This is a genomic window from Mesorhizobium sp. DCY119, assembly GCF_003590645.1.
Classification (GTDB): domain Bacteria; phylum Pseudomonadota; class Alphaproteobacteria; order Rhizobiales; family Rhizobiaceae; genus Mesorhizobium_M.
In genome coordinates this window covers 808,046-823,057 of the sequence record NZ_CP031834.1, presented here as the reverse complement: position 1 = coordinate 823,057, position 15,012 = coordinate 808,046, and the positions used below count along the sequence as shown (strand labels likewise).

Genomic DNA, 15,012 nt, shown 5'->3' with positions numbered 1-15,012 from the left:
CAAAGCGCGGTTTGGCGGCATTTTCCGGCCCAATGATAACCGCGAATTGACCGACCGTAAGGGCAGGCGCTTATTGACTGTAGAGCGCGCAGCCTTAAACCCTGTGTTCCAGGCGAGGAGCGAAACAACAGCATATGGCCGCACCGCAATTATCGCAGGCCCCGGCAAGAAGACTACTTTCCGACAGGAATTTGCGGACGACGCGGCTCGTCTCCGGCATGGTGCTGATGACATTCGTCACCATGCACCTGCTCAACCATGCACTCCTGCTGATCTCGCTGCCGGCCGCAGAGGCTATGCGCCCGTGGTTCCTGATGATCTGGCGAAATCCGCTGGGCACCGTCGCCCTCTATGGCGCGGTGTCCGTCCATTTCGCGCTGGCGCTGCTCTCGCTCTACCGCAAGCGCGGGCTCATCATGCCGATGCGCGAGATATTCCAGATCGTTCTCGGCTTCGCAATTCCCCTTATGATTGCTGAGCATGTCATCGGCACGCGGGTTTTCCACACGCTGACCGGCGTCGAGGACAGTTACCGTTATGTCCTGCGATCGCTCTGGGTTGCTTCTCCCGTGGGCGGGGTAAGGCAGTCCGTCGCCACGATCGTCATATGGGTGCATGGCTGCCTCGGTCTCTATTTCTGGTTGCGTTACCGCCATTGGTACCCGCGGGTCGCGCCCTGGCTGCTGATTGTCGCCGTGCTCGTTCCGGTGCTGGCGCTGCTCGGCTTCGTCGAGGGCGGCCGGACCATCGCTTCGATCGGCGCAACGCCGCCACAGATCAACGCGCCGGTCATCGCCAACGACAGGCAGATCAAGGAGATGCTGATCCGAAGCGTCTATCTCGGCTTCGGCGGCCTGCTGGCCGGCGTGTTTGCGCTGCGGGCGCTGCGGGCATATCGGGAAAGGCGCAATCTCATCGAGGTTCGCTATTCCGACGGCCACGTCGTCCGCGTCGCCAGGGGCTACAGCGTTCTGGAAGCAAGCCGCGTCGGCGGCATTCCGCATTATGCCGTCTGCGGCGGCAAGGGACGGTGCTCGACCTGCCGGATCAAGGTTTCCGAAGGGTTGGAAAATCTGCCGCCGCCCAATTCGGTCGAGCAGGCAACGCTCAAGCGGCTCGGCGCCGATCCGGACGTGCGGCTGGCCTGCCAGCTGCGCCCCACCGGCAATGTCAGCGTGACGCCGCTGCTGGTGCCCGATCGCAATCGCCTGCTCCTGCCCGGACAGCCGGTGATACCGGGCCGCGAAAGGGAGGTCGCGGTGCTTTTCTGCGATATCCGCAATTTCACCGGCCTTGCCGACCATCGCCTGCCCTTCGACATCGTCTTTCTGCTCAACCGCTATTTCGCTATGGTCGGAAAGGCAGTCGAGCAGGCCGGCGGCAGGATGGACAAATTCATCGGCGATGGCGCCATGGCCCTGTTCGGCGTCGACACGACCAATGTCGAGGCGTGCCGGCAGGCGCTTGCCGCCGCAGCCGCCATCATCCGGGACCTCGAGCAGCTCAATGACGATCTGGCCGGCGAGATAAGCTCACCGCTTCGGGTCGCGATCGGCATCCATGCCGGCCCGGCGATCGTCGGCGCGATGGGCTACCGCGATGTCATGGGCGTGACGGCGGTCGGCGACACCGTCAATGTCGCCAGCCGGCTGGAACTGGCAGCCAAGGAGTTCAACGCCACGGTCGTCGTCTCCGAAACGGTCGTTCAACTGTCCGGGCTCGACCTGTCCGCATTCGATATCCGCGACATCGACATTCGCGGACGGGCACTGCCGCTCAAGGTGCGCGTCGTGCCTCGGGGCGCTACGCTTCCGATCGTTGCACAGAAGCCTGCCGCCGACGCAGCATAGTCGCAGGCCCGATGGCCGGGAAGGATTACCCAGCCATCAGGACGTTTGCGAAATCAGGCTGCGCGGACCGGATCGAGCGTCACCTTGTAGAGTTCGTTGTCGTCGCGATCCATCAGCCGCACGGTCAGCTGCTCGCTGGCGCCGTCGATATCGACAAGGCCGAAGAACTGCAGACCAGCCGATGGCGGCAGGTTCTGGCCCTGCTCGGCGCTCGGCGCCTTGATGAACTTCAGCTCGGGGCCAAAAGTCATATCGAGATCATTCGGTCCGAAAGTGCCGGAGTGGAGCGGGCCGGAAACGAATTCCCAGAACGGGTTGAAGTCCTGGAACTGCGCCTTGTCCGGATTGTAGTAGTGGGCAGCCGTATAGTGCACGTCCGCCGTCAGCCACACTGTGTTGTCGATGCCGGCATTCTTGATGAAGCGCAGCAGATCGGCGATCTCCAGTTCGCGCCCCTTGGCAGACCCATTGTTGCCATTGGCGACGGCCTCGGCGCCCTTCTTGTCCTTGCCATTGTCCCAGACGACCACGCCCAGCGGCATGTCTGCGGCGATAACCTTCCATGTAGCCTTGGAGTTGGCGAGTTCGCGCTTCAGCCAGCGGATCTGCTCTTCGCCGAGGATGCGGGCGTCCGGCGTCAGCGTGTCGAGCATCGACTCGGCCTCGCCGTTCGGACCGCGATAGGAGCGCATGTCGAGGAAGAACACGTCGACCAGCGGGCCATAGGCGATCTTGCGATAGACACGGCCGGGTTCGGCCGGCGTGAAGCGGATAGGCGTCATCTCGTGGAAGGCGCGGCCGGCGCGGGCCGAAAGCAGCGCGATCGACTTCTCCGTGTAGCGCTCGTCCGCCATCAGGTTCTTCGAGCTCGACCAGTTGTTGGTGACCTCGTGGTCGTCCCACTGGAAGAAGGTCGGGCAGATGGCGTTCAGCGCCAGCACGTTCTTGTCGAGCAGGTTGTATTTCCACTGGCCGCGATACTCGTCCAGCGTTTCGGCGACCTTGCGCTTCTCGTCGATCAGCACCGTGTTCTTCCACTTGGTGCCGTCCTTGAGATCGACCTCGTCGGTCATCGCGCCATCGGCATAGATCGTGTCACCGGAATGCAGGAAGAAGTCCGGCGTGTGCTTGGCCATGGTGGCGTAGGTCTTCATGCCGGTCTCGTCGATGCCCCAGCCCTGGCCGGCGGTATCGCCCGACCATGCAAAACGGATATTGCGCTTGGAGGCAGGCGCGGTGCGGAAGCGCCCGACGATCGGCTCGGACACGGTGTTGATATCGGCAAGATCAGCCGCCGTCATGCGATAGAAGATGTCCTGATCGGAAGCGAGGTCGGTGAGCAGGCGCTTCACCGTCAGATCGCCGTCCGGCAGGGTGTTGAGCGGCGCAAGCCTGGTCGCATTGGCGAAATTCTCGGTCGAGGATACCTCGAACATCACGCGCGCCGGACGGTCGGTGCGCGTCCACACCATGCCGGACGTCGCATCGACATCGCCCGACTGGACGCCATGGGTGAAGCTCGGCCGTGCATTGGCGCGGGAATAGAAGGGCATGGCGAGGCCCGTGGCGCCGACGATGCCGGCGGCACCTGCCGACGCGACGAAAGCGCGGCGGGAAAGGCGTGCGAATTTGTTCATGGCTGTCTCCTGGATGGCGTGAACATGTGGGAGACAGCCATCGCCCTGCCATGTTGCAGGGCGATTGCGGTTTGATGAATTTTCGCGGCGGGAAAGGCGTGCGAATTTGTTCATGGCTGTCTCCTGGATGGCGTGAACATGTGGGAGACAGCCATCGCCCTGCCATGTTGCAGGGCGATTGCGGTTTGATGAATTTTCAATGACGGTGCACCGGTCGTGCACCGTCGAAAGTGCCGGTCAGATCAGCCCGCGCTTCTCCATCATCGCATCGGGCGTCGGCATCTTGCCGCGGAAGGCCGTGTAGAGTTCTTCCGGATCTGCCGAACCGCCAGCAGAATAGATGTATTTGCGCAGCCGCTCGGCCATGGCCGGATCGAAGGCGTTGCCGGTTTCCTCGAATGCGGCGAACGCGTCCGCGTCGAGCACTTCCGACCACATGTATGAGTAATAGCCCGCCGAATAGCCTTCGCCGGAAAACACATGCTGGAAATGCGGGGTGCGGTGACGCATGACGATCGCGTCCGGCATATGCAGCTTTTCCAGTGTCTCGGCCTCGAAGGCGAGCGGGTTTTCAGGCGCGTCCGCCCGCGCATGATAGGCCATGTCGACCAGCGCCGAGGAGGTGAACTCGACCGTGTTGAAGCCGGCCCCAAACGTCCGCGCGGCCAGCATCTTGTCGAGCAGCGCCTTCGGCATCGGCTTGCCGGTCTTGTAGTGGAGCGCGTGCTTTTCCAGAACCTCCGGCACGGTCAGCCAGTGCTCGTAGAGCTGCGACGGCAGTTCGACGAAATCGCGCGACACTGACGTTCCCGCCACCGAGGGCCATGTCACGTCGGTCAACATGCCGTGCAAAGCGTGGCCGAATTCGTGGAACAGCGTCTTGGCCTCGTCGAGCGACAGAAGCGCTGGCTCGCCCTCCGCCGGCTTGGCGAAGTTCATGATGTTGTAGATGATCGGGGTCGAGCCATTGCCGAGCTTGTAACCCGATTGCAGCGCGCTCATCCACGCGCCCGAGCGCTTGGAGGGCCGTGCGAAATAATCGGCCAGGAACAGGCCGCGGAAACTGCCATTGGCGTTGCGCACTTCGAAAACGCGCGCATCCGGATGCCAGGCCGGGATGCCCTGCCGTTCAACGAAAGTGACGCCGAACAGGCGCGTGGCCACGTCGAAACAGGCCTCGATGACGCGCTCAAGCTGCAGATATGGCTTCAGTTCGGCCTCGTCGAAGGCATATTTCTCGGCGCGCAGCTTTTCCTGATAGTGGCGCCAATCCCAAGCTGCCAGCTTCTCGTTGCTTCCTTCGGCCGCCGCGAGGCGCTGCAGATCGATCTCGTCTGCGGCCGCCTTTTCGCGCGCCTTGTCCCACACCGGCTCCAGCAGCGACATGACCGCTGCCGGCGTCTTGGCCATCGTGTCGTCGAGCTTCAGCGCCGCAAAGCTTTCATAGCCGACGAGCTTCGCCTTTTCGGCACGCAGCTCCAGCGTTTTCTTCACCACCGCACCATTGTCGGTCGCGCCGCCGTTCTGGCCGCGCATGGTGAAGGCACGGAACGCCTTTTCGCGCAGGTCGCGGCGCTGCGAGAATGTCGTGAAGGGCTCGTAGATCGAGCGCGACAAAGTAACGGCATAGCGCCCCTTCTGGCCGCGCGATTCGGCCGCCTGCGCCATGGCGCTTTTCACGAATTCGGGCAGGCCGGCGAGATCGCCCTCGTCGAGGAACAGCACCCAGTCGCGCTCGTCGGCCAGCACGTTCTGGCCGAATTTCGCACCCAGCGAGGCAAGTTCCTCGTTGATTGTGGCAAGCCGTTTCTTGCCATCGGCGTAGAGCTTGGCGCCGGCGCGGACAAAACCTTTCCAGCTTCGCTCCAGCACCCGCAGCGTCTCGGGGTCCAGGTTGAGAGATGCCCGACGCTCGTAGAGATCGTCGATGCGCGCAAACAGCTTCTCGTTCATCGAGATCGCCGAGAAATGCCGCGCCATCTTCGGCGAGATATCGCGTTCCAGCGCCTGGATGTCGTCATTGGTGTGAGCGCCGGCCCGGCACCAGAAAATCGAGGAGACGCGGTCGAGCGCATCGCCGGCAAGCTCCAGCGCCTTCAACGTGTTGTCGACCGTCGGCCGGTCCTCGCTGTTTGCGATCACATCGATTTCTGCCGCATGCGCTTTCAGCGCGGCGTCGAAAACGGGTCCGAAATCGCCATCGCCGATACGCGAAAAGTCCGGCAGGCCAAGCGGCCCGTTCCAAAGCGTGAGGGCAGTGTTCTCAAGATCGATGGCGGCGGCTTCGGAAGACATGGCTGCCCTTTCATAAGTTCAAAGAGATGGCGTCGATGAATATGGCGAACCCGACCGATGTAGGGCGGACCATCTTTCCGCGCAACTCTTGACGTGCTCGCCACCACTTAATAAGACAAACTTATAATAAGGCGAGCTTAGTATTTTCATGCCCTACAGACCCGATCCGGACGGCTTCGGCTTTCTCGTCACCGACGTGGCGAGGCTGATCCGTTCCGAAATGGATCGGCGCATCGGCCTGGCCGGGCTCGGTCTCACCGCCAGCGAGGCGCGCACGCTGACGCATGCGGCCCGTACCGGTGCTGTTCGCCAGAACGTGCTGGCCGAGCGCATGGGCGTCGAGGCCATGACCGTGAGCGGTGCGCTGGATCGCCTGGAGGCGCGCGGCCTGGTCGAAAGGCGGCCCGACCCGACCGATCGCCGCGCAAAGCTCGTCCAGCTGACGGAAAAGACTGACGAACTGCTGGCGCGCATGGCACCGATAGGCGCCGGCATCCGCGCCGACGCCTCGCTGGGCATCGACCCGGACGACTGGAAGCGCCTGCTCGATATGCTGAAGACCGCGCGCGCCAATCTTCAGGCCGTCAAATCCGAAGCATCCGGCGACGAAAGCGACGCGGCATGAACATGCAGCCTCCCCTCGCGTCCGCTCCGGTGATGAGCGAGCGCCGCACCGCGCTGATCGGTGCGCTGCTGGCTGCCATCGGCCCGATCTCGATGGCTTTGTTCACGCCCGCCATGCCCGAGATCGTCAGCGCCTTCGGCACCACCGAGGCCGCGGTGAAGATGACGATGTCGCTCTATTTCGGCGGCTTTGCCTTCGCCCAGCTGGTTTGCGGGCCTTTGTCGGACGCTTTCGGTCGCCGCCCCATAACCATAGCCTTCATGGGCATCTATCTTGCCGCCAGCATCTTCGCGCTGCTGTCGCCGACGATCGAGCTGCTGATCGCCGCGCGGTTCCTGCAAGGCATCGGCGCTGCTGTCGGCGTCGCCATCTCCCGGGCGCTGGTGCGCGACCTTTTCACCCATGAGCGCTCCGCCCGCATCATGAACCTGATCGGCATCATCCTCGCCATCGGCCCGGCGCTATCGCCGACGCTGGGCGGCATCACCATGGAGCTGTTCGGCTGGCACGCCATCTTTCTCTTGATGGTGGGCATGGGAACGCTGATCATACTCGTCACCGTCTTTTCCATGCGCGAGACGGTGACACGCGATCCTTCGCGGTTTCACCCGGTCCGGCTTGCGCGCGCTTACGGCACGATCCTTTCAACGCCCTATTTCACGCTGTCCAGCCTGGCGATCGCCGGCACCACCGGCGCGCTTTATGCCATGGCGACGATGCTGCCCTTCGTCATGATGGACCATGTTGGCCTGACCCCGACCCAGTTCGGCGCCGCGATGCTGATCCAGTCACTGAGCTATCTAGTCGGATCGCTGGTTCTGCGCACCCTCATCGGCCGCTTCGGTGCGTTTCGGCTCATGCCATTCGGCCTGGCCAGCGTCGGCGCGGCCGCTCTCGGACTGGCGATCGGGCTGAGGCTGTTCGAGCCGACATTTCTCACCGTCATGGTGCCGGTCGGCTTTTATGCGTTCGGCATAGCCTTCGTCATGCCGGCCATGAGCACGGCGGCGATGGCGCCTTTCCCAAGGAATGCCGGCGCGGCCGCGGCCATGATGGGCTTCATGCAGATGGGTTTCGGTTTGCTCGGCGGCGCCTGCGCCGCACTGATCGGCGATCCGATCACCGCCATATCGACGATCATCCCGATGATGGGCGTGATGGCGATCCTGGCGTGGCTGTTCTGGCGGCGTCTGCCAGAACCGGCGCATCTGGCCGCACACCGGCACTAAGTCTCAGTAAGCTTCGCAGCTCTCGGCAAGACGCGTCTGGATATTTTCCACGATGCGTGTGCCGGAAATCGCAAACGTCTCGCGCATGAGCACGTCATTGGCGGGGAAATCGTAGCAGGCGAGAACCGTCGTCACGCCGTCCTCGGTGCCTTCGACCCTGTGGCGAACCACGAGGCCTTTGGCAGCCTCCCGCCACTCGTCCAACGAAGCAAGGAATTCGGGCTTCGACTGCACCACGCCAAGGTCGAGCAGTTTCATCTCGGCGTCTTCGGCAAGCAGATTGGAAAGCGCATCCTCGTCAACAGTGACGAGCGCTGCGTACCAACGCTCTACCACCGTCTGATCGGCGAATGCGGGAAGGCCGGGAAAAAGCAGGACCGTGGCCAGAAGCGTTGCCGCCAGATGCTTGCCGGCCATCATGTCCCCCGCTCTATGAGAGGTGGAAGGATCTCACTCGGCTTCCGGCCGCTCGAAATCGCCGGTTTCGCGGTTCATCACCCAGAGCTCGCCTGTCGAAATGTCGAACCAGGCGCCATGCAGCGTAAGACGCCCCTTGTCCTCGAGGATTTTGATGCACGGGAAAGTCCGGAGATTGGCGATGGAATAGCGGATCGAAATCCGCTCCAGCGACGTCTGCCGCTCCACTGTCGTCATCATCGTGTTGTTCGAAACGGACTCGGCGGCAGGCGCCAGCAGGCTCATCCAGCGTCCGATGAAATCGCCCGGCGAAAGCGGCAGCGCATCCGAGTCGAGTGCCGCCTTGATGCCGCCGCAGCGGCCATGGCCCATGACCACGATGTTCTTGACCTTCAGCGCCTGTACCGCGAATTCGAGCGCGGCGGAAGTGGAGTGATATTCGCCGTCCGGCGCATAGGGCGGCACCAGATTGGCGACGTTGCGCAGCACGAACAGCTCGCCCGGGCCGGCGTCGAAGATGATTTCAGGCGCCGAGCGCGAGTCGCAGCACGCTATAACGAGTGTTTCCGGCGTCTGGCCGTCGCGGGCAAGATCGCGATAACGGCTGGTCTCCGTCTGGAAGCGACCGCTCATGAAGTTGCGGTAACCGGCGAGCAGCTTTTCTGGAAGATGCGTCATGACAGACGCCATTACCGGCAACGCGGGATGCGATCAACGTGAATCATCGCGTCATACCCAAATGGCCACAGGGATGCCGTGGCCGTCCAGGCCGGGCGGATCGGGAAAGGAGATCGCTACACCGCGCACAACACGTTCTGCAACCAGCATCACGGCAGCCGCATCGAGAAAATCGTCTTCGGCAGCACCGCGTGGCGGCGACCGGTCAAGAAAGGCGCGAGGCAGGCCGTTGCCGGCCAGAAGCGCCTTGCGCTCTTCCATGCCCGCCGGGTTGACGCGACCCTTGATCTTCTTGGGCAGCGCCATCGCCTGCAGTCCATTCAATTGCCAGAACGCCACTTCTGGATGGGATTCGACAATTCTGCTCCGCAGTTCCGGACGCGCGATCAGCAGCCCGTCCAGTTCGCGGATCTTGGAGAATATGCCAAACGCCTGGATGGAAACGCCGCGCGGCGGATCGGAGGTTTCGCGCGCCACAGCACTTGCCCGGGCGTGTGCTTCGTACCAGGCGTCCAGCGTGGTGAAGTCGGCCGTATCGGCATAGAGTGCCGCTCGCGACGGGATCGAGAACACGCTCGACTGCCGTTGCCCCAGCAGCGGTCGCACCAGCGCCTCCGGCCCGCGCCCGCCTCTTGCCGAAAACGCCGGCAGGCCGATGGGCATATCAACCGCAATTGTGGCGTCGGCGGGAAACGCCTCGAGCAAGCCTGCGAATGTCTTGAACACACTTGCCTCAGGCTCGCCGCCGGCCACGCGCGAAACTGCTACCCAGCCGGCCTTGCAGCCGTCGACCCCAACGGCTGTGCGTCCGTCGGACGCGCCATTCAAGCCCGCCGGCCCTTGCCGGGATGCATCAGGTGGCGAAACTGTACCATCGCCATGGGGTGCGACAGGCTCTGCGCATCTGTCTCGAGCTGCAGCTCATCGCCGCCGCGCTTGGCCGTTCGCGCCAGGATTTCGAACACCGCAGCCGTGGTCGACTGCAGCGCCTTCTCCACCGGCTGGCCGCCAAGCAGCCGCGCCAGGAAAACGGCAGCAGTGAGATCGCCGAGACCATTGGGCGGCCGCTCGATAATGCGATGTTCTGCCAGCAGCGCAGCATTGGGCGTCAAGAGCAGATTGCCGGTGCTGCCGGCCATCATTGCCGGTGCCGAAGTCACCAGCATCATCTCGGGACCGACCTGCTGGGCTGCCGCCATCACCGATTTGATGTCTTCGAGCTTGGTGCCGGTCAGCCATTCCAGCTCGTAGCGGTTGGGCGTCGCGATATCGGCGATCGGCAGCAGCACGTCGCGCAAGGCGATCGCCAGCGCCTCGGGCACGTAGAGCCCGCCGAGATCGCCCATCACCGGGTCGCATATATAGGTCGCCCGCGGGTTTTTGGCGCGCACCGCCTCGACCAGCGAGGCCACAGCCTTCGCCTGCTCGGCATTGCCGAGATAGCCTGACAGCACGCCGGTGACCTCGCCCAGCCAGGGTGCGCGCTCCAGATCCTTCATCAGCGCGGAAAACTGTTCCGGCTCCGGCACGATCCTTGTCGCGCGGCCATGACCGGGATGCCAGGGCAGTATCACGGTCGGCACCGCCCACACGGGATAACCGAGCGTTTCCAACGCAAAGACGGCAGCGCGGTTACCCACCGAACCGCGCACGACATGGCTGGAAATGACGATGACGGCGCGCGGCGCGTCGACAGTTTCGGAATTCATGAAATCAAGCGCCCCGCACCAAGAACATTACCAGCCAGGCCAGAAGCCCGACGCAGATCACCAGCCCTAGCACGCGGCCGATGCGCGTGCCGAGATGATCGACCCAATCGCTGTCGTCGACGTCGGCAGCCGAAACGTGATCGCGAGCGCGTTTGACCGTGCGCGAAACCAGCGACGAGCCGCTGCTGTCGGCCTCGCGCGCGATACGATCGAGAATGCGCCGTGATTCGGCGCTACTGTCCTTGTCCCGGTCTGCCACGCTCAAAATCCTTGTTCCTGCAGAGTCTACCGCGTTCGCATATCCAATCACAGTCCGGAACCCGCCTGACATCATGGTTGTTAAGCACCTGAGTGCACAAACCGTTTCCTTATGCGGCGATTGTGATACTTCTTGCGCGTCCGATCATGATCCAGGGGATATTCCATGTTCGCCCAGCGACTTCTCCCGTTCCCGTCCATTCGCATGCTTCCGGCATTCCTGCTGATGGCGATCGCATTGCCGCTTCTGGCGGGCTGCGGCTACAACACGATTCCCACGAATGAGGAAAAGGCCAAGGCGGCCTGGAGCGAGGTGCTGAACCAGTACCAGCGCCGTGCCGACCTGATCCCCAACCTCGTCGAGACGGTCAAGGGCTATGCCTCCCATGAAAAGGACGTGCTCGAAGGCGTCGTCGAGGCGCGCGCCAAGGCAACGCAGATGACGCTGCCGCCCGAAGCGCTCAACGATCCGGCAAAGTTCAAGGCCTTCCAGGACAGCCAGTCGGGCCTGACCAGCGCCCTGTCGCGGCTGCTTGCCGTGGTCGAGAACTACCCCGACCTGAAGGCCAACCAGAACTTCCTCGCCTTGCAGGCGCAGCTCGAAGGCACGGAAAACCGCATCGCCGTTGCGCGCCGCGACTACATCGAGGCCGTGCGGGTCTACAACACGACGTTGAAGACCTTCCCGTCCCTCATCTGGGCCAAGCTGTGGTTCACCAACAATCAGCCGTTCCAGAACTTCACCGTGCCGGACGACAAGATCGAAGTGCCGACGGTCAAGTTCAACTAGAGCGGCCAGGACAGCGCATTCGATTGATCCGAGGCAGCGATGATTGACGCCGGCGCCAGATGGCAACGCGCTCTTCCGGCTCGCATGGGCCGGCAGGCGCATGTCCTTGTCGGCCTGCTCTTTGCGCTTCTGGCGTTCTGCGCAATTGCCCAGGCCGCCGAACTGCCGGCCCTGACTGGCCGCGTCGTCGACAGCGCCGGGATGATGAGCCCGGCCGACCGTGCAGCCCTTGAACAGAAGCTTGCGGCCTTCGAGAAGAAGTCCTCCGACCAGATCGTCGTCGCCACCATTCCGAGCCTCGACGGCGAGGAGATCGAGCCCTACGCCAACCGGCTGTTCCGCGCCTGGGGGCTGGGCCAGGCCGGCGAAAACAACGGCGTGCTGCTGCTCGTCGCGCAAGCCGACCGCAAGATGCGCATTGAGGTCGGCTACGGCCTTGAAGGCACGCTGACCGACCTGCATTCGAAACTGATCATCGAAAACACCATGGTGCCCGCCTTCCGCGCCGGCGATTTTTCCGCCGGCATTTCGGGTGCCGTCGACGACATCACCATGGTTCTCGAAGGCAACGGCGCCGAACTCGAAGCCCGCGCCAAGCGCAACCAGAGCGACGATTCCGAACCGGTCGACATCGCTGTGGTGATTTTCCTGCTCATCTGGGGGACGCTGTTCTTCGGCGGCTTCGCCATAAACATCCTGCCGCCGATGCTCGGCACCAAGATCGGACCCGGCCGCTACAGATGGCTCGGCATGGATTTCAACTATGGCACAGGTTCGGGCCGGTCGTCGCGCGGCGGCTGGACTTCGGGCGGCGGAGGCTGGTCATCCGGTGGCGGTGGCGGCGGCTGGTCGTCGGGTGGCGGCGGTTTTTCCGGCGGTGGCGGCTCGTCCGGCGGCGGCGGTTCGTCGGGGAGCTGGTAGATGCGGACACCGGTACAAACCATGAGCGCCGAAGACCACGCCCGCATTGCCGAAGCGATTCGCGCAGCCGAAAAAGACACGGCCGGCGAAATCTACTGCGTCGTCGCGCGCTCCAGCGACAGCTATTTCTTTCCCGCCGGCTTCATGATCCTCGCGACGATCCTGATCCTCAGCCTCGCCGTTGCGTTCGGGCTCGAATATTGGTGGGTCAGCGTACGCGCGCCGGTTTTCGTCGCGGCGCAATTGCTTGCAGCTGCAAGCGCGCTGATCCTGCTGTGGCTGGTGCCGTCGGCGCGAATCTTGCTGGTGCCGCGCGGCCTCCGCTACCGTCGCGCGCATGACAATGCCTCGAAGCAATTCCTTGCCCGCAATGTCCATCTGACCAGCGAACGGACCGGCGTTCTGATCTTCGTTTCGCTGGCCGAGCGTTATGCAGCGGTCGTCGCCGACGCCGGCATCAACCAGCATGTGCCGCAGGAAGCATGGGACGACGTCATCCGCGAACTCACGGCGCATGCCAGGCAGGACAGACTGCCCGATGGTTTCGTGCGGGCGATCGCGACCGTCGGCAGCATGCTGGTCACCCATTTCCCGATCAGCAGCGATGACATCAACGAACTCGACGACCATTTGGTCGAAATCTGAGTTGTCAGGAGCCTGTGAAAACCAGGCCATACGCGATCATCGCTTGCTTGCCATGACCACAGATCAGCGGCTATGGTTAACGAACCATGAAGACGCTGAGCATAGACATTCGGAAGGCCGAACCGCACGACGCAGATGACATCGCCGATGTCCATCATGCCGCGTGGAACGGCGCCTATGCCGGCATCATCCCGCACCGGGCCCTGAACGCGATGATCAACCGGCGCGGCAGCGCATGGTGGAGCAATGCGATTCGCCGTGCCGCGACCGTTCTGGTAGTCGAGATCGGCGGCAAGGTGGCCGGCTATGCGACGGTCGGACGCAACCGCGCCCGCGACCTGCCGCAGCAGGGCGAAATCTACGAACTCTATCTGCGCCCCGAATATCAGGGCGTCGGCCTGGGCAGCCGGCTTTTTGCCGCGGCCCGCGAAAAACTCGCCGACCATGGCCTGAAAGGCATGGTCGTCTGGGCTCTGGAAGACAACGCCAACGCAGTGGCTTTCTATGCCGGCGCGGGCGGCCGCGATGTCGCCGAGGGCGTGGAAGTTTTCGACCAGAAGGCATTGCGCAAGGTCGCCTTCGTCTGGGACTGACCGGGTCCGAAAGATTCTGTCACACAAAGAGATGTTTGGCGCAGTTGCGCGCAGCGCGCCGGCCCGCTATTCGGTGCGCCGAAACGGAGATTACCCACCATGCGCATCGAAGCGATTTCCACGGGCAACAACCCACCTGAAGACGTCAACGTCATCATTGAGGTTCCGGTCGGCGGCGAGCCGATCAAATACGAGATGGACAAGGAATCCGGCACGCTGTTCGTCGACCGCTTCCTGCACACGCCGATGCGCTATCCCGGCAATTACGGTTTCGTGCCGCACACTTTGTCCGGCGACGGCGATCCGATCGACGTTCTGGTCTGCAACACGCGCGCTCTTTTTCCGGGCTGCGTCATCAATGTGCGCCCCATCGGCGTGCTGGTGATGGAAGACAATGCCGGCGAAGACGAGAAGATCATCGCCGTGCCGATGCCGAAGCTGACGCGGCGCTACGAGAACGTCTTCGAATACAATCAGCTGCCCGAGATCACGCTGCAGCAGGTCCAGCACTTCTTCGAGCACTACAAGGATCTGGAGCCCGGCAAGTGGGTCAAGATCGGCGGCTGGCACGATTCTGCCCGCGCCAAGCAGATGATCGCCGAAGCCGTCGAGCGCGGCAAGGCTTCGAAGGCGTAAGCCTCCGTCGACACCGCAGGAAACCAGAGCCCGCGCCGATTCTATCGGGGCGGGCTTTTTTCATAGTACGTCTTAACGACGGGCAGCAGTCACTGTTCCGGTTCCTCCTGGCGGGTGAATTCGGGCAGCGGCACCTCGCCGCTGACCTGAACCCGCTCGTCGGCACCGCAGGCGAAGTCGCGCGCCTGTTCGTCCGCGATCCTTCGCGCCATGTCGTTTGCGGTCGGATTGCCGCTCGCGACCACAAGCCCGACGGCGCAGCTCTTGCCGTCGGTCAACTGCGCAACCCGCGACACCACAAGCACGTCGATTTTCTTTTCCGGATCTTCCGGATCGCTGACGAGGCGCCGATGGATCGCGGCAAAGGGGATCGCCGTCTCGCCCTTGGTCTCGACACGCCATTCGATTTTCGGGCCGACGGAATTGAAGGCAGCAAAACTCTCCCACACCGGCGCCAAGTCGCCCGGCGGCGGAAAACCGTAGAAAGCAGACTGCCGCGCATCGTCGTCATAGACGAGCACAGGAAAGCCGCGGTAACCGGGACAGACGAAATTGGCCCATTGGCCATCGCCTTCGGCCGCCACGGCCACCGTCGCGCAGTCCTTGCCGATGTCGAGATCGGTGTAGGCGCTCGAAATCTCGTCGGCAAAAGCCGAATGGCAGAAGCCGGCAAGCATCAGGCCGAGAAGCAATGGTCTCAAGGCGAAATCCTCCGGTTGCAGCGCGCGC

At 63.1% G+C, this 15,012-nt stretch carries 16 protein-coding genes; 8 read left to right on the top strand and 8 right to left on the bottom strand.

What is annotated here, in order from left to right; all coding sequences use genetic code 11:
- Positions 1-134: 134 nt before the first annotated feature.
- On the top strand, positions 135-1,850 hold the full coding sequence (locus DZG07_RS03955; RefSeq protein WP_119814453.1) for an adenylate/guanylate cyclase domain-containing protein: 1,716 nt from the start codon (positions 135-137) through the stop codon (positions 1,848-1,850).
- A gap of 53 nt (positions 1,851-1,903) precedes the next feature.
- On the opposite strand, the gene DZG07_RS03950 is transcribed toward DZG07_RS03955, so the two are convergent.
- Together DZG07_RS03950 and DZG07_RS03945 are read right to left on the bottom strand one after the other, a co-directional pair.
- Complete coding sequence (locus DZG07_RS03950; protein WP_119821381.1) at positions 1,904-3,487, bottom strand: alkaline phosphatase; 1,584 nt, start codon at positions 3,485-3,487, stop codon at positions 1,904-1,906.
- 237 nt (positions 3,488-3,724) lie between these two features.
- Positions 3,725-5,782: a M3 family metallopeptidase gene (locus DZG07_RS03945; RefSeq protein ID WP_119814450.1), complete on the bottom strand. Its 2,058-nt coding sequence runs from the start codon at positions 5,780-5,782 to the stop codon at positions 3,725-3,727.
- A gap of 148 nt (positions 5,783-5,930) precedes the next feature.
- Here DZG07_RS03945 and DZG07_RS03940 point away from each other — a divergent pair, with 148 nt between their 5' ends.
- Positions 5,931-6,407, top strand: coding sequence for a MarR family transcriptional regulator (locus tag DZG07_RS03940; RefSeq protein WP_119814448.1), 477 nt, complete (start codon positions 5,931-5,933; stop codon positions 6,405-6,407).
- A complete protein-coding gene (locus DZG07_RS03935) occupies positions 6,404-7,636 on the top strand; it encodes a multidrug effflux MFS transporter (RefSeq protein ID WP_091908911.1) in 1,233 nt (410 codons plus the stop codon). The genes DZG07_RS03940 and DZG07_RS03935 overlap by 4 nt, the downstream gene beginning before the upstream one ends.
- Before the next feature lie 3 nt (positions 7,637-7,639).
- Here DZG07_RS03935 and DZG07_RS03930 read toward each other — a convergent pair whose 3' ends face one another.
- From DZG07_RS03930 to DZG07_RS03910, 5 genes are read right to left on the bottom strand one after another with little or no spacing between them, the layout of a single operon-like run.
- A complete protein-coding gene (locus DZG07_RS03930; protein ID WP_245429576.1) occupies positions 7,640-8,056 on the bottom strand; it encodes a nuclear transport factor 2 family protein in 417 nt (138 codons plus the stop codon).
- Between the two features lie 30 nt (positions 8,057-8,086).
- Positions 8,087-8,731, bottom strand: coding sequence for a carbonic anhydrase (locus DZG07_RS03925; RefSeq protein WP_119821377.1), 645 nt, complete (start codon positions 8,729-8,731; stop codon positions 8,087-8,089).
- A gap of 51 nt (positions 8,732-8,782) precedes the next feature.
- The gene (locus tag DZG07_RS03920; protein ID WP_119814445.1) at positions 8,783-9,559 is read right to left on the bottom strand and encodes a DUF429 domain-containing protein; all 777 of its coding nucleotides are present in this window, start codon (positions 9,557-9,559) and stop codon (positions 8,783-8,785) included.
- Positions 9,556-10,440: a pyridoxal kinase PdxY gene (pdxY, locus tag DZG07_RS03915; protein WP_119814442.1), complete on the bottom strand. Its 885-nt coding sequence runs from the start codon at positions 10,438-10,440 to the stop codon at positions 9,556-9,558. Before pdxY ends, DZG07_RS03920 begins: the two co-directional genes overlap by 4 nt.
- Before the next feature lie 4 nt (positions 10,441-10,444).
- The gene (locus DZG07_RS03910) at positions 10,445-10,699 is read right to left on the bottom strand and encodes a hypothetical protein (protein WP_119814439.1); all 255 of its coding nucleotides are present in this window, start codon (positions 10,697-10,699) and stop codon (positions 10,445-10,447) included.
- A 165-nt stretch (positions 10,700-10,864) separates the two neighbouring features.
- Here DZG07_RS03910 and DZG07_RS03905 point away from each other — a divergent pair, with 165 nt between their 5' ends.
- From DZG07_RS03905 to ppa, 5 genes are all read left to right on the top strand, one after another.
- Positions 10,865-11,488 (top strand): LemA family protein, encoded by a 624-nt coding sequence (locus DZG07_RS03905; protein ID WP_091908895.1) that lies wholly within the window; start codon positions 10,865-10,867, stop codon positions 11,486-11,488.
- 84 nt (positions 11,489-11,572) lie between these two features.
- The gene (locus DZG07_RS03900; protein ID WP_119821375.1) at positions 11,573-12,409 is read left to right on the top strand and encodes a YgcG family protein; all 837 of its coding nucleotides are present in this window, start codon (positions 11,573-11,575) and stop codon (positions 12,407-12,409) included.
- Positions 12,410-13,054: a TPM domain-containing protein gene (locus DZG07_RS03895; RefSeq protein ID WP_119814437.1), complete on the top strand. Its 645-nt coding sequence runs from the start codon at positions 12,410-12,412 to the stop codon at positions 13,052-13,054.
- Between the two features lie 86 nt (positions 13,055-13,140).
- The gene (locus DZG07_RS03890) at positions 13,141-13,647 is read left to right on the top strand and encodes a GNAT family N-acetyltransferase (RefSeq protein ID WP_091908885.1); all 507 of its coding nucleotides are present in this window, start codon (positions 13,141-13,143) and stop codon (positions 13,645-13,647) included.
- A gap of 99 nt (positions 13,648-13,746) precedes the next feature.
- Positions 13,747-14,283, top strand: a complete 537-nt coding sequence (gene ppa, locus DZG07_RS03885) for an inorganic diphosphatase (RefSeq protein ID WP_091908882.1) — start codon at positions 13,747-13,749, stop codon at positions 14,281-14,283.
- An 89-nt stretch (positions 14,284-14,372) separates the two neighbouring features.
- Here ppa and DZG07_RS03880 read toward each other — a convergent pair whose 3' ends face one another.
- Positions 14,373-14,984, bottom strand: coding sequence for a hypothetical protein (locus tag DZG07_RS03880; protein WP_119814434.1), 612 nt, complete (start codon positions 14,982-14,984; stop codon positions 14,373-14,375).
- Between the last annotated feature and the right edge of the window lie 28 nt (positions 14,985-15,012).